General features: G+C 34.3%; 27 protein-coding genes and 3 tRNA genes. 7 read left to right on the top strand and 23 right to left on the bottom strand.

What is annotated here, in order from left to right; all coding sequences use genetic code 11:
* Positions 1-6 precede the first annotated feature (6 nt).
* The 16 genes from gpmI to GGR32_RS06355 all read right to left on the bottom strand — a co-directional run bounded on the left by gpmI (position 7) and on the right by GGR32_RS06355 (position 11,449).
* The gene (gene gpmI / locus GGR32_RS06425) at positions 7-1,533 is read right to left on the bottom strand and encodes a 2,3-bisphosphoglycerate-independent phosphoglycerate mutase (RefSeq protein ID WP_183477363.1); all 1,527 of its coding nucleotides are present in this window, start codon (positions 1,531-1,533) and stop codon (positions 7-9) included.
* 853 nt (positions 1,534-2,386) lie between these two features.
* Complete coding sequence (locus GGR32_RS06420) at positions 2,387-3,253, bottom strand: SDR family oxidoreductase (protein ID WP_183477362.1); 867 nt, start codon at positions 3,251-3,253, stop codon at positions 2,387-2,389.
* 65 nt (positions 3,254-3,318) lie between these two features.
* Positions 3,319-4,113, bottom strand: a complete 795-nt coding sequence (locus GGR32_RS06415; protein ID WP_183477361.1) for a helix-turn-helix transcriptional regulator — start codon at positions 4,111-4,113, stop codon at positions 3,319-3,321.
* 167 nt (positions 4,114-4,280) lie between these two features.
* Complete coding sequence (locus tag GGR32_RS06410) at positions 4,281-4,691, bottom strand: DUF6157 family protein (RefSeq protein ID WP_183477360.1); 411 nt, start codon at positions 4,689-4,691, stop codon at positions 4,281-4,283.
* 13 nt (positions 4,692-4,704) lie between these two features.
* Positions 4,705-4,995 (bottom strand): antibiotic biosynthesis monooxygenase family protein, encoded by a 291-nt coding sequence (locus GGR32_RS06405; RefSeq protein WP_183477359.1) that lies wholly within the window; start codon positions 4,993-4,995, stop codon positions 4,705-4,707.
* Positions 4,996-5,395: 400 nt separating this feature from the next.
* The gene (locus GGR32_RS06400) at positions 5,396-6,478 is read right to left on the bottom strand and encodes a DUF418 domain-containing protein (protein WP_183477358.1); all 1,083 of its coding nucleotides are present in this window, start codon (positions 6,476-6,478) and stop codon (positions 5,396-5,398) included.
* Positions 6,479-6,553: 75 nt separating this feature from the next.
* A complete protein-coding gene (locus GGR32_RS06395; protein WP_246415179.1) occupies positions 6,554-7,192 on the bottom strand; it encodes a Crp/Fnr family transcriptional regulator in 639 nt (212 codons plus the stop codon).
* A gap of 128 nt (positions 7,193-7,320) precedes the next feature.
* The gene (locus GGR32_RS06390; protein WP_183477356.1) at positions 7,321-7,533 is read right to left on the bottom strand and encodes a hypothetical protein; all 213 of its coding nucleotides are present in this window, start codon (positions 7,531-7,533) and stop codon (positions 7,321-7,323) included.
* A gap of 200 nt (positions 7,534-7,733) precedes the next feature.
* Positions 7,734-7,892, bottom strand: coding sequence for a hypothetical protein (locus GGR32_RS06385; protein WP_183477355.1), 159 nt, complete (start codon positions 7,890-7,892; stop codon positions 7,734-7,736).
* A gap of 135 nt (positions 7,893-8,027) precedes the next feature.
* Complete coding sequence (locus GGR32_RS06380; RefSeq protein ID WP_281372605.1) at positions 8,028-8,384, bottom strand: DUF998 domain-containing protein; 357 nt, start codon at positions 8,382-8,384, stop codon at positions 8,028-8,030.
* Positions 8,385-8,386: 2 nt separating this feature from the next.
* Positions 8,387-9,349 (bottom strand): SRPBCC domain-containing protein, encoded by a 963-nt coding sequence (locus GGR32_RS06375; RefSeq protein WP_183477353.1) that lies wholly within the window; start codon positions 9,347-9,349, stop codon positions 8,387-8,389.
* Positions 9,346-9,672: an ArsR/SmtB family transcription factor gene (locus GGR32_RS06370; protein WP_183477352.1), complete on the bottom strand. Its 327-nt coding sequence runs from the start codon at positions 9,670-9,672 to the stop codon at positions 9,346-9,348. The genes GGR32_RS06375 and GGR32_RS06370 overlap by 4 nt, the downstream gene beginning before the upstream one ends.
* Before the next feature lie 76 nt (positions 9,673-9,748).
* Positions 9,749-10,729: a site-specific integrase gene (locus GGR32_RS06365; protein ID WP_343066430.1), complete on the bottom strand. Its 981-nt coding sequence runs from the start codon at positions 10,727-10,729 to the stop codon at positions 9,749-9,751.
* Between the two features lie 81 nt (positions 10,730-10,810).
* Entirely contained in the window at positions 10,811-10,939 is a 129-nt protein-coding gene (locus GGR32_RS12100) for an Arm DNA-binding domain-containing protein (protein WP_343066431.1), read from the bottom strand.
* A 286-nt stretch (positions 10,940-11,225) separates the two neighbouring features.
* A tRNA-Pro gene (locus tag GGR32_RS06360) sits at positions 11,226-11,300 on the bottom strand.
* Between the two features lie 66 nt (positions 11,301-11,366).
* Positions 11,367-11,449: transfer RNA gene (locus GGR32_RS06355), tRNA-Ser, on the bottom strand.
* Positions 11,450-11,853: 404 nt separating this feature from the next.
* Between GGR32_RS06355 and GGR32_RS06350 the strand changes: the two genes are divergently transcribed.
* Positions 11,854-12,261 carry a hypothetical protein gene (locus GGR32_RS06350; RefSeq protein WP_183477351.1) on the top strand — a complete coding sequence of 136 codons (408 nt, stop codon included), beginning with the start codon at positions 11,854-11,856 and terminating at the stop codon, positions 12,259-12,261.
* Positions 12,258-12,542 (top strand): hypothetical protein, encoded by a 285-nt coding sequence (locus GGR32_RS06345; RefSeq protein WP_183477350.1) that lies wholly within the window; start codon positions 12,258-12,260, stop codon positions 12,540-12,542. The genes GGR32_RS06350 and GGR32_RS06345 overlap by 4 nt, the downstream gene beginning before the upstream one ends.
* Positions 12,543-12,850: 308 nt before the next feature.
* Here the strand turns inward: GGR32_RS06345 and GGR32_RS06340 are convergent, their stop codons facing one another.
* The 3 genes from GGR32_RS06340 to GGR32_RS06330 are packed head-to-tail and all read right to left on the bottom strand — an operon-like array spanning position 12,851 to position 14,306.
* Complete coding sequence (locus GGR32_RS06340) at positions 12,851-13,576, bottom strand: M15 family metallopeptidase (RefSeq protein ID WP_183477349.1); 726 nt, start codon at positions 13,574-13,576, stop codon at positions 12,851-12,853.
* The gene (locus GGR32_RS06335) at positions 13,566-14,015 is read right to left on the bottom strand and encodes a GNAT family N-acetyltransferase (protein WP_183477348.1); all 450 of its coding nucleotides are present in this window, start codon (positions 14,013-14,015) and stop codon (positions 13,566-13,568) included. The genes GGR32_RS06340 and GGR32_RS06335 overlap by 11 nt, the downstream gene beginning before the upstream one ends.
* A 3-nt stretch (positions 14,016-14,018) precedes the next feature.
* Positions 14,019-14,306 (bottom strand): GNAT family N-acetyltransferase, encoded by a 288-nt coding sequence (locus GGR32_RS06330; RefSeq protein ID WP_183477347.1) that lies wholly within the window; start codon positions 14,304-14,306, stop codon positions 14,019-14,021.
* Positions 14,307-14,401: 95 nt separating this feature from the next.
* Here GGR32_RS06330 and GGR32_RS06325 point away from each other — a divergent pair.
* Positions 14,402-14,474 (top strand) — tRNA-Gly (locus GGR32_RS06325).
* Between the two features lie 30 nt (positions 14,475-14,504).
* Here the strand turns inward: GGR32_RS06325 and pepE are convergent.
* Positions 14,505-15,212 (bottom strand): dipeptidase PepE, encoded by a 708-nt coding sequence (pepE, locus tag GGR32_RS06320; RefSeq protein WP_183477346.1) that lies wholly within the window; start codon positions 15,210-15,212, stop codon positions 14,505-14,507.
* A 68-nt stretch (positions 15,213-15,280) separates the two neighbouring features.
* On the opposite strand from pepE, the gene GGR32_RS06315 reads away from it, so the two are divergent.
* The 4 genes from GGR32_RS06315 to GGR32_RS06300 all read left to right on the top strand — a co-directional run bounded on the left by GGR32_RS06315 (position 15,281) and on the right by GGR32_RS06300 (position 17,855).
* Positions 15,281-16,069 (top strand): carboxypeptidase-like regulatory domain-containing protein, encoded by a 789-nt coding sequence (locus GGR32_RS06315; RefSeq protein ID WP_183477345.1) that lies wholly within the window; start codon positions 15,281-15,283, stop codon positions 16,067-16,069.
* A gap of 46 nt (positions 16,070-16,115) precedes the next feature.
* Positions 16,116-16,889 (top strand): peptidase associated/transthyretin-like domain-containing protein, encoded by a 774-nt coding sequence (locus tag GGR32_RS06310; protein WP_183477344.1) that lies wholly within the window; start codon positions 16,116-16,118, stop codon positions 16,887-16,889.
* Positions 16,890-16,998: 109 nt separating this feature from the next.
* Complete coding sequence (locus GGR32_RS06305; RefSeq protein WP_183477343.1) at positions 16,999-17,283, top strand: Sec-independent protein translocase subunit TatA/TatB; 285 nt, start codon at positions 16,999-17,001, stop codon at positions 17,281-17,283.
* On the top strand, positions 17,283-17,855 hold the full coding sequence (locus GGR32_RS06300; protein ID WP_183477342.1) for a phosphatase PAP2 family protein: 573 nt from the start codon (positions 17,283-17,285) through the stop codon (positions 17,853-17,855). Before GGR32_RS06305 ends, GGR32_RS06300 begins: the two co-directional genes overlap by 1 nt.
* On the opposite strand, the gene GGR32_RS06295 is transcribed toward GGR32_RS06300, so the two are convergent.
* Genes GGR32_RS06295 through GGR32_RS06285 form a run of 3 tightly spaced genes read right to left on the bottom strand, consistent with a single transcriptional unit; the run spans position 17,839 to position 20,119 of the window.
* Positions 17,839-18,381, bottom strand: a complete 543-nt coding sequence (locus GGR32_RS06295; RefSeq protein WP_183477341.1) for a hypothetical protein — start codon at positions 18,379-18,381, stop codon at positions 17,839-17,841. The genes GGR32_RS06300 and GGR32_RS06295 overlap by 17 nt on opposite strands.
* Positions 18,382-18,389: 8 nt before the next feature.
* Positions 18,390-19,031, bottom strand: coding sequence for an O-methyltransferase (locus GGR32_RS06290; protein ID WP_183477340.1), 642 nt, complete (start codon positions 19,029-19,031; stop codon positions 18,390-18,392).
* A gap of 2 nt (positions 19,032-19,033) precedes the next feature.
* Positions 19,034-20,119 (bottom strand): amidohydrolase family protein, encoded by a 1,086-nt coding sequence (locus tag GGR32_RS06285; RefSeq protein WP_183477339.1) that lies wholly within the window; start codon positions 20,117-20,119, stop codon positions 19,034-19,036.
* Positions 20,120-20,157: the final 38 nt, after the last annotated feature.

Raw genomic sequence — 20,157 nt, 5'->3', positions numbered from 1 at the left:
GAAGGTTTAAAGCTTTTCTATTAATAATGACTTTTGTGTCATTAAAGCAGGTTTCTCTATGCCCATTATTTCTAATAGAGTAGGGGCAATATCGCCTAAAATCCCATCATTTATCGCATGGGTTTGTTTGTTTTCTATAAGAAATACAGGTACGGGGTTGGTGGTATGTGCTGTATTTGGGCTTCCGTCATCGTTGCGCATTTTTTCGCTGTTACCATGGTCTGCAAGAATAATAAACGTATAGTTTTCTTGTCCTGCTTCAACCAGTTTTTTGGCGCATTCATCTACGGTTTCGCAAGCTTTTATGGCAGCATTAAAATCTCCGGTATGTCCTACCATATCTGGATTAGCAAAATTGATACAGAAAAAATCTATTTTTCCTTCTTCTAAGTGAGGAACTAATTTTTCGGTAAGTTCGTAAGCACTCATTTCTGGCTTTAAGTCGTAAGTAGCTACCTTGGGCGAATGAACTAAAATTCGCTCTTCTCCTTGAAAAGGCTTTTCTCTCCCTCCAGAGAAGAAAAAAGTTACGTGTGGGTATTTTTCTGTTTCGGCAGCTCGAAGTTGTGTTTTTCCTGTATATTCTAATACTTCACCAAGTGTAGCTTTAATATTTACTTTGTTAAAAACAACTTTTATATTTTGATAGCTATCATCATAATTGGTAAGGGTTACAAAATATAGGGGGAAAGCCTTTAGGTTATATTCTGGGAAATCTTGTTGTGTAAGGCATTCTGTTAGTTGTCGCCCTCTGTCTGTACGGAAATTAAAAAAAATAACCACGTCTTCCTCTTGTATACTAGCTACAGGTTTTTCGTTTTCTGTGATGACCAATGGGGTAATAAATTCATCGGTAATATCAGCATCATAAAGTTCTTGTATACTTTGGGTAATATTGGTGGTTGGTTTTCCTTTTCCTTGTGTTAATAGGTTATAAGCTTCGGCTGTTCTTTCCCAGCGTTTATCTCTATCCATGGCATAATACCTTCCTATAACACTGGCGAGCTTTGCTTGTTGTTTAGGTAAAAAATGCTCTAAATCGGTTAAAAAACCTTTTCCAGATTTTGGGTCAACGTCGCGCCCATCGGTAAAGGCATGTACATATTTTTCGGTTATCCCGTAGTCATTAGCGGTTTTTATTAATCCTTTTAAATGGTCTATATGTGCATGCACCCCTCCGTCGCTCACCAAACCTATAAAATGTATAGGTTTTTGGTTGGCTTTAGCATAGTAAAAAGCTTGTTTAAGTACAGGTTCCTCTAATAAACTGTTGTTTTGTACCGCCATGTTTATTTTGGCTAAATCTTGGTAAACAATTCTTCCAGCACCAAGGTTCATGTGTCCTACTTCGCTGTTTCCCATTTGTCCTTTTGGCAAACCTACATGCTCACCATCGGTGCGTAGGCTAGCGTTAGGATATAGTTGATATAGGCTATCTATAAACGGTGTATTTGCTTTTTTGATTGCAGAGTAGTTTGGGTTTTTAGGAATTCCCCATCCATCTAAAATTAAAAGAACTGCTTTTTTTTCCATGGATAATTATTTGGGCGATAAAGATACGGAAATATATGTAGCTATTTTTAATGTTATCTTAAATTAGTAATTCCATGTTATCATCTAATACCTTGAAGAACTATTAAAAATACTAGGTAAAAGGGGCTCTACTTTCCATTCCTTGGTTGCTGGTGCTGTTTGATGAACATTGCGTAGTGTCCGTTTTGTTTCAATAAATTTTGTGGACTGCCATTTTCAACGACCTTACCTTTATCCAATACAACTATTTTGTTTCTCTCTATTGCAAGTTGAAAACAGTTCCTGAAGGATCAGTTATCAATAGCTTTGGCCTCATTCAATTCTTCTTTTCTATGATTCATTTTTTATAGTTTTTCGTATATCACTTATTACGAACAAGTTGATCTTAAAAAAGCTTATTTTTCAGCTTCCCTGATTTCCTCTTTATTCATTTTTATTATGTCTATACTACAATGATTTTATTGTTTCCAATTAAGATTTCCATTTTTATCGAACATTTCGATAGATGGATTCCCTAAACTGTCAACCTTTAAGATAATTCTTGGTATTTCGTTGGCATCTTTCATAACCAGTGAAGCGTTCCCGTTTTCCGTAACCAGATTGATTCTATTGACGTTGTGTCCTGGTTTTCCTGATAAATCTTTGTCATTAATAATCAAACCGGCTTTAAAATAATTATCCTCTTTATTATCCTGAGCGAGAACACCAACAGCATCGGCATTTTGATAGTCTAAAGCTATAGTATTTAAATTTGTGGTTTCATTATTAGTTATGGCAATTCCCTCTCGATCATCACCGTTTTTATCATAAAAAATAAGCTCTGCCCGATTTTATCCCTTACAAATGCATCTCTTTAAACAGCAGTATGTAAGGTCTTTACATACTCGTTCAAACTTAACGATTTTCTGCCAAGCAATTTTTCAAGTGAATCCGATGTAAATGAAAACTCACCCGCTTTAATCCCGTTTGCCATACTTACTAATAAATCTGCTACTTCAACAGGTATTTGGTAGCTCATCAATTCTTCTTTAAAATCGGTATCCGCAATGTCAATGTGCTGAATATTCATTTTCTTTTCAGCGTTTATTAGCTGTGCCAATTCGGCAAATGAATACGCTGTATTACCTGTGATTTCATAGGTTTGGTTTTGGTGTGTGGGTTCGGTCAGTACGTTTGCAATGGCTTCTGCAATATCAGTCCTTGAAACAAAACTTACTTTTCCTTTTCCCGATGGATAACGGATTACGTTGGTCAGTAAAGCGTTTCCAATCAGTTCGGGTATGGCTTCCATATACATAGTGTTTCTGAAAAACGTGTAAGGAATATTTGTTTTCTTTATCAGTTCTTCCGTGTGGTATTGCGTTTCCGTTCCCTGAAAAATGGTGTTTGGTCGGGCTTGTACCATACTTGTATAAACAATGTGCTTTATGTTGTTTTTTGCCATTGCATTTACAACATTTTTTTCCTGCTGTTTGGCTGTCTCTACATCTACCCCAATAGTAGAAATCTGTAATGCTTTTTCTACACCTTTAAAGGCTTGTTTGAGCGTTTCATAATCGTTGTAATCCGCTTGCCTGATAATTACACCCTGTTCCTTAAAGTCGTTTATCGTTTCGGGATTTCTGACAATGGCAACAATGTTTGTCGGTGCGACTTTCTGCAATAAAAATTGAATGGTCGCTTTTCCCAAATGTCCGTTTGCTCCTGTAATGGCTATCATAATTATACTTTTCCTGCAAAATTATCAGCCTGTTTTGTTTTAAAATTGGATAAAACCGACAGCCATTAAATCTTCCATTCAGGAAAATTCGCAACTTGTTCGTTGGCCTTGTGTATAAAATGCTTCGGGCTTGTTCCTGCAAACTCCTTAAAATCCCTGATAAAATGCGATTGGTCAAAATAATCGTTTTGATAAGCAATGTCTGTCAGTTTATTAAATTGGGTTTGACGTATGTTTCCCAAAGCAGATTGAAAGCGGTTTATCCTTGCAAATAGCTTGGGAGAGATACCAATGTGCTGTTTAAAATACCGTTCCAATGAACGTTCGGATAAGCTTAGTTCGTTTTGAATGGTCGGTAAGCTCACGCCTTTTTGCAGTTGGGTAGTTGCAAAATTTACTTTTTCGTTTTCCGCTTTTCTTTGTTCAGCCTGTTGTATCAAAAAGGACGATAACAATTTAATTCTTTGTTCGGCAGTAGCAGTATTTAAAAGTTGGTCGGTTATGTTGGTTTTTATCAGTTCGTTGATGTCAATATGTTGGTTGGTCAGTTCGTTTGCATCTATTCCAAAAATGGATTTTAATGCAGTAGGTTGAAAATAAATGCCAATGTTACGGAAAGGTTGTACTGCTTTATGTTCTGTATACCGTGTCGTTTGTCCGTACAAAAATAACTGTGGTAGCTTTTTATTGCCTTTATCAAGAAATGCTTTTTTGTTCTCTTGAAAAATTAACCCTGGCAAGCCGTCCGACATTATTTTGAATGTCTTATCGGAAAATTCTAAACTATCGTCTTCCAACATCCAAAAGTAGCGAACGTATTTTCGCAATGGGTCTGTCGGATATATTTGTTGATAGTTCATTTTGCCAGTACTATTTTTGTTTGCAAGGATGATTGATAAATAATCGCTAACGCTATATTAGTAAGGAGTCACATGGGTTAAGTTCAACATTTGAAACGAATTTAAAGTCTTGATTTTAGTATTGGATCTCCTTTATTTTTAGCGTTTAGATGTTTTCAGTTTTGTTTTTATCGTTTTGACCGTACAGCTTTTATTTTTTTCAATTTCTCGTCAGCAATATACTTTTCGTATTCCAGAGTTTCTACTCCATAAATTGCAATTTTCCCATTACCATCAAAATGAATTCCAAAGCCATATCTTTTGGCTAAAGGAGACGTTCTCAAACAAGCTTGTCCTTTGGAGAAAAAAAGTTCTCTAGCTTCTTTATATTCAGTTTTGGTCAAATCATTTCTATCTGCAAATACCATAAATAATATATCATCAGAGGTATACTTGTATGGGTTTTTCGCAATTAGCTCAAATTGAATTTCTGCAATAGTTCTTTTTTCTTTAGTAGGAGGTTTTGTCCCACATTCAGCCTTTGAGTCTTCTGAAACTTCTATAAATGTGTCAAAATAATTTGTACTGTGTTTTTCCATAGGCTACTTACTGTTAAATTAATCTCTTTAGATTTGTCATATTATCGCTTGGTTTTCTTTCCCATTCAGAAAAAGGTGTTTCTGCAATTATGGGACGCAATTTTTTGCTTGCTTCAAAAGCAAGGTCTGAATTTTCCCAAAGTGAAAGCATAATTATTCTATCATTTTCTTCGTCAAGCCAAGCACCTGCTTCAATATTCCCTTCGCAGGTTGATGCAATAGAGCTGACTTTTTCCGCTACTTCTAAAATATTCTGCGAAAACCCTTCTTTCGGGTAATGAATTCCAAGTGTTAAGTATTTCATTTCTATTTTTTTTTGAGTTTCACTTACAATGACCGCTAACGCCCTGACGGGTAAGGCGATTTGCGTTGAAGTGCTAACTTCAAGAGCAAAGGGAGCTATTAGACGTAATTCGCTATATCCGTTTGTTGTTGAGAGTTCACCTATGTAGGCGTTTCAAGTCAAAAACATTAATAATTTACTACAAATATAGCGAATTACAATTACAGTCGTACTGTCAGGGTGTTGTTCGCGTAGAAACCCAAATAATCAAAGCTGATGCTATTTTGAAAGCAATACAACATCATGGCTTTTTTTGTGAAGAACTTCTATAACATAAAAGAAGTACCCATTTGCCCATTTTTGGTCGGGAGATTTAATTCCGACCAAAAATGGGTTACCTTTCTCCTATTATATACTTCCCTTAATTTGACACACTTCGCATTAACATTTCGAAAGGCCCATACTTGAACTTTCTGCCCCAAAGTTTACTAAAGTAGTAACTTAAAACGAAGTAAATTATCGAATATAGTGCTATTAATAATGGGTGAATTGGATTATCGAAGTTCAGCTCAGGAGAGTATTCTTTTCCGCTTATCCACTCCAAGAGAATGACTCCGAGCGTTAAATGCAAAATATAATGCGTCAATGTCATTTGCCCGGTTTTTGCTATGTTTCTCACTATGCTTTTTTCTTCTATAAATTTACTGATGTACATAAAAAAAGCTATAAGCATCAATCCTATCCCAATAGTGCTTAATAGAAAAGGCAAAAAAGGAGGTAAATAATCGGCATTGATGAATTCTAACAACTCCTTATCTGTAGAATACTGATTGACAACAACTTGTAAAAAAACTATTGAAAAATATATAACACCTCCAACAATAGACGTTTTCTTTTGTACTTGGGACTTGCTCCAATCCAATCTTCCAAGATACATGCCCAAGGTAAAATAGGCTAACCAGGGAAACATTGAATTCCAACCATTATAAAATAGGTTTCTTGTAAAACCATTTATTGTCCAAAGATCATTGTATTGTAGCGTATCAAAATCCCACCCTGTTTCGTAAGGAATGAAAACTAACATAATATGGAATAGAACAATAGAAAAAGCTGTCGCCCAGATGAAGTATTTTTTATTTAAAAAAACAATCAGCGCAGCTATTGTCATGTAACCACCATAAAAATGTAAAATATCAGCAGGCCACCAAAGTGCTAACAGCAAACCCAAAACGAACAAAAACAAAGCTCTTTTTAAAATCGTTTTTCGTAGTTTGTTTTCCTCTTCTTCGGAATACGTTTGCCTATTGGTCATTAAAGCAGTTCCCATTCCAGCAAGTAATACAAAAAGCGTACTTGAATTACCACTAAACAGTGTTAATAACTGGCTGCTCCAACTCGTATCATTAAAGTTGCCAAAAACCATGTTGAAATTGACAACAAACATACCAAATATGGCATAAGCCCTCGCCAAATCAAAGCCGATAATCCTCTTTCTCTGTTCCATAAAAAATTGCGTTGTTTAAATAGAGTGCAAAGATTCATAGAAGTTTATTCAGGAAATTTGACTTAGGTCAAATAATCATATTTTAGCTCTTATTCTGCTCAAGGTTTCTAAAGATATACCCAGATAAGACGCTATATAAGAGAGTGGAATTTGTTGGATTATTTCCGGTTGGTTACTGAGTAAATGTAAATAGCGTTGTGTAGCATTCAAGGTATGAAATTCGAGCAATCTGTTTTCTAACCACATGGCATAATATTCAGTAATTAATAAATCTAATTTCACCAATTCTGAATGCAGGCTTTTTGCTTCCTGAAAAGAGTGATAGTCTAATTGTGATACAGTTGAATCCGTAATGGCTTGAATAAATTCTCGACTCGGTTTTTGTAACACGTAACTGTCAAATGAAACGGCAATATCATCTTCAAAGAGAAATTCTGTTGTTATTTCTTTACCATCATTTAAGTAAAATTTGCGAAGTATTCCTTTTTCAACACTGTAAGTGAATCTACAAGTTTCATTTTGATGTAAAAGTACCTCCCCTTTTTTATACGTTTTTGTGGTTGATATTTTTTCGAGTATGCTGTATTCTTCCCTGCCTAAGTTATTAATAAATTCGTTTATTTTTTGGAGTTGACTCTTCATAAAAATTGTTGGTAGTTCATTTTGAATCTTGTTAATGTTCTCGGTAAAAACCTTACTAAATAGTAATCTCATTAAGCACTAAAATAGTGTTTTTCTACACAACTTAGCAGTAACTAACTTATCATTGACCACTTATAAATTTACAATGTGCTAGCTTCTTTATTATAAGTCCTCAACTAGCTGAATTAAATTTCCACAGGTTAAAGTATGGGAACACATTGAAACCCCATGTTACTCATAAAATGTACAACAAAGTTGGTTTTATCACTTGTGCCATAGACGCGTAATATATTATCACAATCTTCTAGATCAAAATTCATTTCGTAAGCAGGTAACTTATTTTTTAATTGTTCCACAATTTCCTGAGCTTCTTTTTCTTGAACAATATCTGTTTTAAAAATAGCGACAATCATTATTGGTTTTGGCGTTTTAACTTTTAAAGTATTTAACCGCTTGGCGCACACTACCTAGTATTATGGTTATATTCATCTGTTTTTTTTTTTTTCTAGCTGACACTACTTTAAAAGCATAACATTGCAAACTCTAAACACAAAGGAGCATTTATTTAAAGAATCTCGTTATGTGAATTACCTGAATATTGCTTTTCGTTTGTTTAAGTTAATTCATTGTTAGGTTGATACTGTACTTTTTGTAAGGCAGATGCTGTTACAATTACCCAAATTGTACAAACTAAAATCACTACTCGACCAATACCACCAATGGGTGTTTCCGGTGTCAACATTCCATTGGTTTCGGCTAGATATATTGACATTGCAGTAATCATTATAACTTCAACAATAAAAACCATTGCAGTCATTATCAAAACCCTAGCTTTAAACGGTTTTAGTTCATCCCTCTTCACAAATTGAAAACTAATAAAGATCGTAGCGAGTATAAAAAAACCTAATTATCCTGCTGCTCCAGTATGTACACTTCCACTTGTGGTCATATTTTCAGGAAGGGTATGAATGGGGTCTGTATTGAATATCCCTGCAAGGAAATTCCCAATGGCAGCAATAAGCATTAGTATCCCACCTATTTTACCTCCCTTGGTTTTCAAGTTTTGAAAGACATAGATGCCTAGTGCCGAAAATGACAATCCAAGTAAGATAAACGAAATGTTCATTAGCCAACCCAAATTTCCAAGAGCATACATACTAATGGGTTGCCAACTCGGATTAATGTCGACATTTATAATATGATGTAAAGCCAAAATACAAATGAATCCAATAGCTGAGATATTCGAAATTTTAAGTGTATTCATAACTATTTGCTTTGATAGTTAATCATCCAATTAATACCATACTTATCTTGAAAGCTTCCGAAGTATGCACCCCAAAACATGTCTTGAATTGGTATTTCTACCACACCACCTTCAGATAGTTCGTCAAACAGTCGTTTTGCTTCTTCTCTTGATTCAGGCTCTAAATTTAGGTGCATGTTATTACCTTTATTAACCGTCATTCCAAACTCTTTCGGAGCATCAGTTCCCATTAAAATATGACCACCAAGAATGGGTAGCTCTACATGTAAAACCATTTTTTTAACTGATTCAGCCATAGGAGGCTGATTAGGATTGGCTGGAGCTTCTTCAAATCGTTGAATACCGTTAATAAAATCTGATTTGAAAACTTGCTTATAAAAGTTAAATGCTTCTTCTGTATTCCCCGGAAAGTTTAAATAACTGGATACTCGTGCCATATTGTTTGTTTTATTCTGTTTGCGCAATCTAAATTGGGATTCTATGTATTGGTCAAGATTTTCAAGACCAGCTGTAAACCCTTCCTTGAATCCCATATCAATAATCTTTTCAAGGTCTTCCAATGTGTCGAAACTTAATACAATATTGACAATAGTTTCTTCTCCCTGTTTTTTGAAATTATTTTCCCATTTGTTTCGTGGAAGCGAAGTGTTAGGGTTTCCTTCTTCATCACAAAAACCATCTAGTGCCGAAAAAAAATTTTGTGGTATGATTTTGAGGTAATCAACTTTTGCCCAATGCATTTCTCCCTCGGGGCTTACCATGGCATAATGCCACTGGCCTCCCTCTCTGAAGTCCATCGATTTGGTTTGCGCTGTCCAGGGTTTAGGAGCCCACCATTGGTCTAGAATTTCCGCTTCTGTCCATGCGGTCCATACTAAATCGACTGGCGCGTTAAAAGATCGCTCAACCTTGATTTGATTGTTTGCCTTGTCAACATTAAAGTTGAATAATATTGCTTTTTTCATTTTCTATTTAGTTTTAGTTGCTCTAATACATTATCTAATTGATTGAAACGTTGAGCAAGTAGTTGCTTAAATTGCTCTAACCATTTTTCTATCTCCTCCATCTTGTCTGCGTTTAAATGATAGTGAATTTCTCTGCCTTGCTGTTCTTGTCTCACAATTTCACATTCAGAAAGAATTCGAAGATGTTTTGAAACTGCTTGTCTGCTCGAGTTGAAATGTTCTGCAATCGCATTAGGGGTCAAAGCACCAACTGTTAACAACATAATTATTGCTCGCCTTGTAGGGTCGGCTATAGCTTGGAATACATCTCTTCTTGTTCTCATAAGTTTTAAATATGCTACCGTATGGTTGCAAATATAAATGCAATTATTTGGTTGCGCAAAATATTATTACATTTTTCTAACTAATTATTGATTTGGACTGCTGTGAATTAAATTTTTCTTTTAAGGTTTGCATATCCTCACTTACTTTTCTTTCAATTACTCTTGCATAAATTTGAGTAGTAGCAATTTTAGAATGGCCCAACAACTTGGAAACAGTTTCAATAGGTACACCATTACTTAAAGTAACTGTGGTTGCGAAAGTGTGACGAGCAATATGAAAAGTTAGATTCTTTTTAATTTTACATAAATCCGCAATTTCTTTCAAATATGAGTTGAGCTTTTGATTTGAAATGTTAGGGAATAAGGTTTTTGTCTTTTTAGTTTTGAGATGATACTCATATTTCTGAATTAATTCTTCGGCAATTGGCAGTAATGGAATCTTTACTTTATTATGCGTTTTTTGTCTATTGGTGATTATCCATTTTCCACCATCTATACCGAACGTAATATTATCTTCGTTGAGGTTCATTACATCAATATACGATAAGCCAGTATAGCAACTAAAAACGAATAAATCCTTAACGAGCTCCAGTCTTTCAATTTCAAATTCCTTTTCAATAATAGTCCGTAGTTCATTTTCACTTAAAAACTCGCGCTCATTTTTAATGTATGTTGGTTTGAATTTTATAAAAGGATCTTTATCTATCCATTCCATTTTATACGCTAATGTTACCATTTTACGAAGTCGTTGGATATGCTTCATAACTGTATTGTTTTCCATTTGCTTTTGATGGTCCTCCGGAACATAGGAACGTAAGAACTTTTCAAAATCAACCAGAAAACGGAATGTTAATTGAGACAAGTATATGTCTTGGATTTTCTTTTTGATTAGAAATAGTTTGACATACTTTTGAGTTGTGAAGTAATTCTTTAAAGTACCATAACTTAAAGATTCACTCATTTGGGTGTTGTGATAATCAACCAATGTAAGTAGAGAATATTCTTCGTTATCTTCTCCTAGAAACCTTGCTTTAATGGATTGGGCACAAATAAACACTTTTTCTTTTACAAGTTCATCGTGAGCTTCATAGACTCTATTTTTAATCTGATTTAAATGTCTGTTGAGTAGTCGGGATTCTTATTTACTTCCTCTTGCTCTTCCTTTGTTAGAATCCCATTCAGATACAGTTATTTTCCGCTGTAAACTGATGTTTGCTCGTTTACCGTTTACAGTTATTCGTGCATAAACAGAAACTTCATTATTAATTTTACGCGAAGCGCTTACCTAAAATGATAAGCTAAAGGTGGTTTGTGATTGCATAGTTGTCGTCTTTTAGTTAAACATTCATTCAAGACGAAAGTCAAATCAACTATTTCAATTACAGAATTTTAAGCATCTATTCGGTTCACACTTTTTGTGTTTTGAAACTGTGAACCGAATTGTGAACCGAATTAAGCCATATTAATTCAATACTTATGATAGCCCAAAAACCATAAAACCTTGTAAATCATACGATTTACAAGGTTTTAGTTTCTATTGGTATTAATTTTTGTCGGGGTGGCAGGATTCGAACCTGCGACCTCCTGCTCCCAAAGCAGGCGCGATGACCGGGCTACGCTACACCCCGAGGTGTTTTGTTTATTTTGAGAGTGCAAATATAATATTAATATTTAAACTGTCAAAAATTTTTTTGCGGAGAGACCGGGATTCGAACCCGGGCATCGAAAAACGATGACAGCTTAGCAGGCTGCTGCATTACCACTCTGCCACCTCTCCTGTAATAAAATTATGAACATCGCATAATAGCGGATGCAAATATATAAGAATAAAGCGTCTTTGCAAAATAAAATGGTTAAATATTATTTGTTTTTAGGTATTTCCTTGTAAAAGAGTGAGTTATTTTTGTTTATTTAATACTAACTTTAAATAAGGGTATTAAAACGATACTTAATGGTTAGAAATAAGCGCAAAATAATAACAGTATTTGTTCTTTTTTTAATATAAATGAAATGGGCTTATAAATTTAAAATATAATTAGATAAACACTAGGATAACATAATTTATTACTAATAAAATTACTGTTAAAATTCAATCTTATTTATTATCTTAGTTCTATGGTCTAAGAAAAAATAGTTTTTTAAACAATAGGGCTAAATGTAAAAACCTAAATAATTAATAGAATGAAAAGAATACAAAAACTAGCTTTAATGATTGTAGGCGTAGCAGTAATGTTATCCTGTAATTCTAATTATCAAAAAAGTGATATTAACTTGAATAATGGAGAAAAATGGACTGTTAATAATGAGATGAAGCCCCATATAGAGAAAGGTAACGCATTGTTGGATAGCTTTATTTCACAGCAAGACAAGGATTATTTGGGACTGGCAAAAAATCTTAAAGCGCAAAACAAAGCATTAATTAAAAGTTGTACGATGAAAGGAGAAAGCCATGATGAATTACATAAGTGGCTTAATCCACATATGGAGCTTATAGAAGCGCTATCTAATACAAAAAACGATAAGGATGCGACATTAATTGTTGCTAAACTCGAGAATTCTTTTAAAACATACAATACCTATTTCCAATGAATTTGATTGATATCCACGAAAACAAAAGCGTTAGTGCAAAACAGCTTTCTACTGCCATAACTTCAAAAGTTATAGCACTTCAGATACTGGCTAATGGGCTTTTAAAAGAACATATCACAAATACTCCTGCAGTTTTAATTTGTGTAAAAGGAGAGGTGATATATGAAGATGAAAGAGGTAATAAAATAAATTTGACATCAGGAGATTTTAAAGAAATTGAACCCTTGGTGAAGCATTGGGTAAAAGGAATTCGAGATTCTCAATTAATTTTAATAAAATAAAACTACCATCAATATTTGCTGAATATACAAATTAATTGATAATGAATTATTAAAACTAAAGCGTTGGATAACTATATAAAATTCTCACCGATAGCTCTATTGTAATAAATAGAATTGCTTATTTGTTGAAAGAAAATAACATTGCCGTTAATATTGTAGACAATGTTGAATCTTCTCGATTGGCAGGATTTGGCAGTCCTATTAACAATGTTGAACTTTATGTTTAAAGTCCGATTTTAAAAAGGCCGAACAGGTTATAAAAGAGTTTAAAGCAAGAGAATTATAACCTCCCTAAGGTTCTTAGGGGTTTATAAAAGCTCTTTATGAATTCCTAATACATAGTTTTTAAGGTATGTAGGCAGTTCGTTTTCTACAAAAAAATCAGCACCTAATACTTTTTTATTTTTAAGCAAATTGTTTAACGGTAGTTTAGTGTATTGATGGAGCATTTTTTTGGCAGTAGGTGCGTATGAAAAATGCCAAGGTTCGTGTAGAAAACCAGGCCTATCTGTAAGATTCGGGTAGGTCATTATAAATCCGTAGGTTGCGGCGTGTTCTTCCATCCAAAGGCGAAGATTGTTATAAGGGCCATCCTCGTAGTAATTTTCGGTAAGCAGTAGGTTTTTAGGGCGCTTTGCATTTGCATCGATAATATCGATATCGGTTCCCCAGTGATGTCTTGAGGTACCTGGAAAAGTAGAATATTGAGTAATGTTTTTTATAATAGCCGTCTCAGATAAACCTTTTGCTTTATAGCGATTATACTTCCTATTCCATATTTGTTGTTGCCGTAAATAGCTGCGATAGCCAGAAACAATTTGCGGATTAATGTTCTCTTTTGCGGCGGCATTTTTAAGGGATAAAAACGCATTATAGGTTTCTTTCTGTACAATGCTTTTGTTTAAAATAAGCGAATTGTTTTTTCCTAATAATTGTGCTTGTGTATAGGCTTTCTGATAGGTGAATTCTGGTAATGGAACCATACAAAACGCTATTGCTTTTGCGCTTTGCTTTATAAAATTTCTACGCTTCATCGGTTAAATGTTTATACATTACAAAGTGAGTTCCTATTTCAGGAATTTCAAAAGCATTACCTAAAATATTAAAATCAGATTTTTGGTAAAATTTAAGGGCACTTTCTCTAGCATTCATCCAAAGTAGATCTGCATTTTTTTCGGCAGCCAAATCGGTAGCTTTGGTTAAAAGTTTTTGTCCGTATTGTTTATTTTGAAAATCTTTTAATACCGCCATTCCCCTAAGTTGGTAGGCATTTTTAGCAAGTTGAGGGTGCTGGTTTTTTACAAGCGTAGCAATTCCTGCTAAGTTATTGTTATCATACAAACCTAGGTGTACTGTTTCTTTGTCCTGATCCATATCAAAATAGCAATGTTCGATGGTTTTTCCTGGGCGAAGCACAGCCTGGCGAATGGGTAAAATTTCGGCTAGTGTTACAAGCGTTAAGGTTACAGGCATATTCTAGACTTTTAATGATTGGTAAGCTTCAATTTCTTCAAACTTTATTTCAACAAATGGACATAAAGGGTCTATTTTTAACTTATTTTCTTTGGCGTAGTTTACTACATGGTCTAAAAGATAAGAAGCTAAACCCTTTCCTTGTAAATCTTTTTTTGTTTGCGTATGGTCAATAACCATAATATTGGGTTCTCTTTTTTTGTAAGTAAGTTCTGTAATAACATGGTTATCTTGGCTTATAAAAAATATACCGCCTGTATTACTTTCTTTATGTTTTATAGGATATTTCATGATAAATAAATTATGAAGATATAAAGGTAAACCATATTTTTTTAAAAAAATTGGAAGGAAATAAAAAAGTGTTGTATATTTGCCTCCACAAAATTGCGGGAGTAGCTCAGTTGGTAGAGCGTCAGCCTTCCAAGCTGAATGTCGCCGGTTCGAACCCGGTCTCCCGCTCAAAAGGTTACTTGAAAAAGTAACCTTTTTTTATTTTAAATTCTTAAAAGATGTGTTTGGGGCAACTTCATAAGGTATTTCCCCTTGTTTAAAAACACGAGCCTTTAAGTTACCTTCCAAAACAATATCTTTTTCGGTTGCTTTTAACCAACTTCCTTCTCGTAGCCCAATTACAGGCGTTGAGTTATATGCATGAAATTCTTTAATACGGGTTTCGCGAGTTTCTCCTTTATGGGTAGAATTTGGATTAGGGTCTAAATAATGAGGATTGATGTTAAAAGGGAGTATGCCAAGGCTGTCATAACTTGGTGGATATACAATTGGCATATCGTTGGTGGTTTTTATGTTTTTTCCGCAGATATTACTTCCTGCACTCGTTCCTAAATAAGGGATTTTTCGGTTTAAAATAGCATCCTGTAAAGGAGCGATAAGCTTATGTTGATAAAGCTGATTTAGTAAAACAAAGGTGTTTCCTCCGCCTGTAAAAATAGCCTCAGCTTGTGTTATGGCCTCGGTATAATTCTTAAACTCATGTATGCCTTTTACCTTGATGTTTAAAGCCGCTAAACCTTCTTGCGCTTTTTGGGTATAAACATCGTGTGAAATTCCACCAGGACGAGCAAATGGAATAAAAATAAGCTCCTTGATGTTGTTAAAATGCTCTTTAAGAGTAGGCTGTAAGTAAGCAAGGTATTCACTGCCGTGAATTGTAGAAGTACTCGCAATTATGGCGTTCATATTAAATATATTTTTTGTAAATTTAAGATAATATAAACGAACTAAAAATTAGGATAAAAACTAAACGAATGAAAAAATACTTTTTATTGACAGTCATAACTTTATTAAGTTTTATAGGGAGTGCTCAACAATTTTCTAGAGTATTATTAAAGGGTGAAGTAATTGCTCCGCTAGGAGGAAATGCCGCAGATATTAATATTTTTAATAAAAACACAGGCATGGGAACTTTTACCAACGATGATGGCTTGTTTGTGATTGCTGCTCAAAAAGGAGATGTGCTTATTGTTTCGGCATTACAATATCAAGTGTTTTCGGTAGCGGTAACCACATTTATGCAGGAGGAGCAAAAAGTAATTATAACCCTACGCGAGTCTGTAAACCAATTGGAGCCAGTTAAAGTATCTTCAACAAAACTTTCTGGAGATATTATTGCCGATGTAAATAAGATTGATGTAATGGAGGTTGAACCTTTATCCTTATCTTCTATAGAGATTGTACAAACATACGATTACCAAATGGCTCAAGATAAGTTATCGCCAACAGAAAATATTGCTATGGAAGACCATTATTTAAAATATGGCCTAAACATTGCAAATGTTTTTAGGTTACTTCTGCATAAAAATTCTGATAAAAAAACAGATAAAAACAACCTCACTAAAGCAGTAGATAAATTATGCGAAAATAACTTTATAAAGGAACAGTTGCAGATTTCGCCAGAAAACATGGAGCCTTTTTTAGCCTATGTGAAAGAAAATAATTGGGATGAAAACTTGCTGAAAAAAGAGAATCAGTTAGACTTATTAGCTTTTTTATTAGAAAAATCTAAAGATTTCAGGTTGCAACAACAAGATAAATAAATCGTATATTAGGTGTAGAATTCCTTTTATGTCTAAACCTTATATTTTGAAGTTACCTTGTTTGTTGTGTTTTATGCTTTTCTCGTGTAGTTTTTTTGCACAAGAAACATATTTGGAAGGAAAAATATTAGCCGACTCTATCGCTTATCGAGAGGTGAATATTATTAACCTGACTAAAAAAATAGGAACCATTAATCAAAAGGATGGAAGCTTTAAAATAACAGCAAAGCTTGGCGATACATTGTTTTTTTCATCTATTCAGTATAAGGTAAAGCGCTTGCCAGTAACCAAAGAGGTTTTGCAATCGCAGCCTGTGCTGGTTTCTTTAACAACCGAAATTAATGAATTAACAGAAGTAGTAATAACAGATATGCAGCTTACAGGAGACGCAAAAAAGGATGCGGCACTCATCCCTACCAAACCTTATTTTAATCCTTTTGGTGGAGGCGAAAATAAATATACCGTAGAAGAAAGACGTTTATATACGGCGGTAACAAGTTCGAGCGGAATTCCGCTCGATTTGCTTATTAATAGCCTTACAGGTAGGCTAAAACGTTTAAAGCGCGATAGGGATAATGCTTATTTCGAAAAGCTTATTCAAGAGGCTAAAGACTTGATGCACCTGAATTTTTTTACTGATGATTTACATATTGAAGCCGATTATGTAGATGATTTTATTTATTTCACTTCAGACGATAAGCGCTTTAAACCCTATGTAAAACAAAAGAGAACCCTTGAGCTCATCACTTTATTTAAATCTAAAGTAAAACCTTATGAGCTTTTTAAGGCAGCACAAAACAAGCCGTTAATTACAGAATAAAGCAGTGGCGTTTTTTTATAAACAAGTGTATTTAGGAGATTGAAAATTATATAGAAAAGCCTATGTTGTAAGTCCGTTTTTTATAGTAATTTTGTAAAAATATTTTATCATGCCCGTATTACCTTTATTTATTAGCGGAGCCGAAATAACTTTTATCATGTTTGTATTGGTAATCGTATTTGGTGCCGATAAAATCCCCGAAATAGCTCGAGGATTAGGCAAAGGTATGCGTACGTTAAAAGACGCTACCAACGATATTAAATCTGAAATTTCTAACAGCGCAGAGAAACATACACAAGGCTTTTCTGAAACTACTGCAGATATTCAGAAAGAAGTAGATGATGTGCAAAAAGAGTTAGAAGAGTTTACTGGTTCTATAAAGCGCAGGCCTTAATGCTAGAACAGTTTCTGCATTATGACGAGCAGCTACTTATTTATCTTAACAATTTAGGTTCTCTCCGTTATGATGCTTTTTGGTTGCTTGTTACCCGTATATGGTTTTGGATACCTTTGTATCTTTTTATAACAATCCTCTTTTTTAAAGCACTTAGTTATCCTAAGTTTTATGTAGCTATTTTAGGGTATTTGCTAAGTTTTGGAATTTCCTTTGGGCTTGCCCAATGGATTAAAGTAGCTGTTGGTAGGTTACGGCCTAGTCATTATACAAAAATAAGCGAACAAATACGAGTACTTCACGACGCTACGCATTTTAGCTTTGTTTCTGGGCATAGCGCAACTTCTATGGCAATAGTGGTGTATGTAGTGTGCTGGTTTACGCATAAAAATAAATGGATTTTTCTCTTATTTTTATGGCCTTTATTATTTGCGTATAGCCGTATTTATGTAGGTGTGCATTATCCGTTAGATATTTTAGTGGGTTACTTTTTAGGGGCAATTGTAGGTGTGGCGGTTTTTTATGGCATAAAATATTTAATAAGCCAAAATAAACCTAGTACAACACAATAAATAGTAAAAAGATAATTCCTGCAATAAGGTTGAAATAAACAATGTTGTAATAGGTGTTTTCGCTTATTTTTCTTTTACTAAGCATAAAATAAATGCCTATTCCGTTACTGATAAACAAGATAAATGAAAAATACTTTTTAAAAGGAGTTAGCCCGTTTGATAGGTATTTCCGATTAGATTTTTCAGGTTTAGCGATTTCTCTTACATCTTTCATCAGCCCAAGAATAGGACTGTAATACAGTTTTATTTCTCTGGTTTCTAGCAAATGGGCATTCATAAATATTTTCTTCCCTTTTGTAAAATGCCTATATCCCAATATTTCTAAATAATCGCCATTTCGGAGCACTTCTTTGTTGATGTTTATAATGGTATCTTTTTCTATTTTAGAAGGAAGAATAAAAATATCGGTATAAACAAAGCATAGCAAACCAAACGATAAGAATATAAAGTTAACCCGAAAGCTATTCGAAAATCGTTTATAATAGTGCCGTAGATTACGCGTTATCGGGATGTTGCTTTCATTCAAAATTCAACTTATTTTACTCGTGTAATGGTGAGGCCGTCTCTAATTGGGAGCAATACGGTTTCTACCCGAGGGTCTTCATTAACTTTTTTATTATAGCTCAATAAAGCCTCGGTATCCTTATCTCCTTTAGTAAGCGGCTCGATTACTTTTCCGCTCCAAAGTACATTGTCTGATAAAATTACGCCTCCTTTGTTCATTTTTGGTAAAATAAGGTCAAAATAGTTGGAGTAATTACTTTTATCGGCATCTATAAAAACCAAATCATAGGTTCGCTCTAATTTAGGAATAATAGATAAAGCATTGCCTATATGTTGTTTAATTTGATTGCTAAGCGCAGACGCATGAAAGTATTTTTGTTGAAAATCAAAAAGCTCTTCATTAATATCTATGGTATCTAAAATTCCTTTTTTTTGCATTCCTTCTGCTAGGCATAAGGCAGAGTAACCGGTATAAGTTCCAATTTCTAAAATATGTTTCGGGGAAATAAGTTTACTCAACATGCTTAACACCCTACCTTGGTAATGCCCACTTAGCATTCTGGGACGAAGAATTTTCAGGTGTGTTTCTCTATTTAATTGCTGTAATAATTCAGGCTCTTTGGCAGAGTGATCATCAATGTATTGTTCTAGTTCTTCTGGTAAAAAGTTCATAATTATTCGTTTAAAATACGTTTGATAAGTGCTTTTTTTGCTTTTTCATCTTTTCCACAAAGCCATGTAATTACGTTGTTTTCCCAGATGTCATCATATTGTTTTGGGGTAATAATTTCTCGTTCTACAGCTAAATCTAGAATTTTACCGGGGTAAGATGATTGTGGAGCACTTTCCATTTCTCCAAGCGGGTAAGGGTCGTCTAGTCCCATAATAATTTGTTTTGGTTTTTGGTTTTCTACCAAAAGCTTTAATGAGCCTGTATCGTGTACAAGGGTATCAAAGAAAATATTAGGATGTCCTACCGATTTTCTAGGGTGTGTTTTTCCTTCAAATAAATCTGGGCGACCATCAAAACCTTGAATTCTTCTTCCTAAATTAATTTGCGCTAATTGTCCGCCGTGAGCAAAACATACACGCATATTTGGGTATTTATCGGGGTAACCATTTAAGGTAAGAAAATGATAGGCATCTGCACATTGGGCAAGCATCCAAATTAAATGAAAACGCCAAGCGGTATTTTCAAGATTGATAAATTTTTCGCCATCATAAGGGTGTATTTCTACCGCAAGGTTGTATTTGTTGGCAAGCTCAAAAATAGGTTCGTTTTCTTCATCAAAAATACAACGCCAGGTGCCTATACTATCCATGTAATGTGTAGGTAAACAAAGTAAACTCATACCTAATTCTTCTACGCAGCGTTCAATTTCCCATAAAGCACCTCTTACAAAACCAGGGTGTACTACAAAACCACATGTAAATTTTGAAGGATGGTCGTGCTGGATGCGTGCGTTAAAATCGTTTTGAAAACGCAAGGCTTGTTTCATTTCTTCAACACGTAAGCCGTTCCCGTAGAGTTGTGATAGGTTTAAAACAACGGCGTGATCTATTTCAAAGCGCTCCATCCATTCTAATTTTTCGTCCAAGAAAAAACTAGAATCGGTTACGGGGCGTCTCCAATTTTTTTGGAGCATATATTTTCGTTCTTCATCTACCCAAAATATTTCTTTATCTTTCATGAATTGAGGAATTTCTTCTGGGTATGGAAGTAAATGTGAGTGTCCGTTGATGCGCAGTTTTCTTTTCATTAAATTAGTTTTAGCTGGGTGTAGGAATGCTTTTTTAA

The sequence above is a fragment of the Mesonia hippocampi genome (genome assembly GCF_014197445.1).
In the GTDB taxonomy this organism is placed as follows: domain Bacteria; phylum Bacteroidota; class Bacteroidia; order Flavobacteriales; family Flavobacteriaceae; genus Mesonia; species Mesonia hippocampi.
This window is presented reverse-complemented; position numbering and strand designations above follow the sequence as displayed.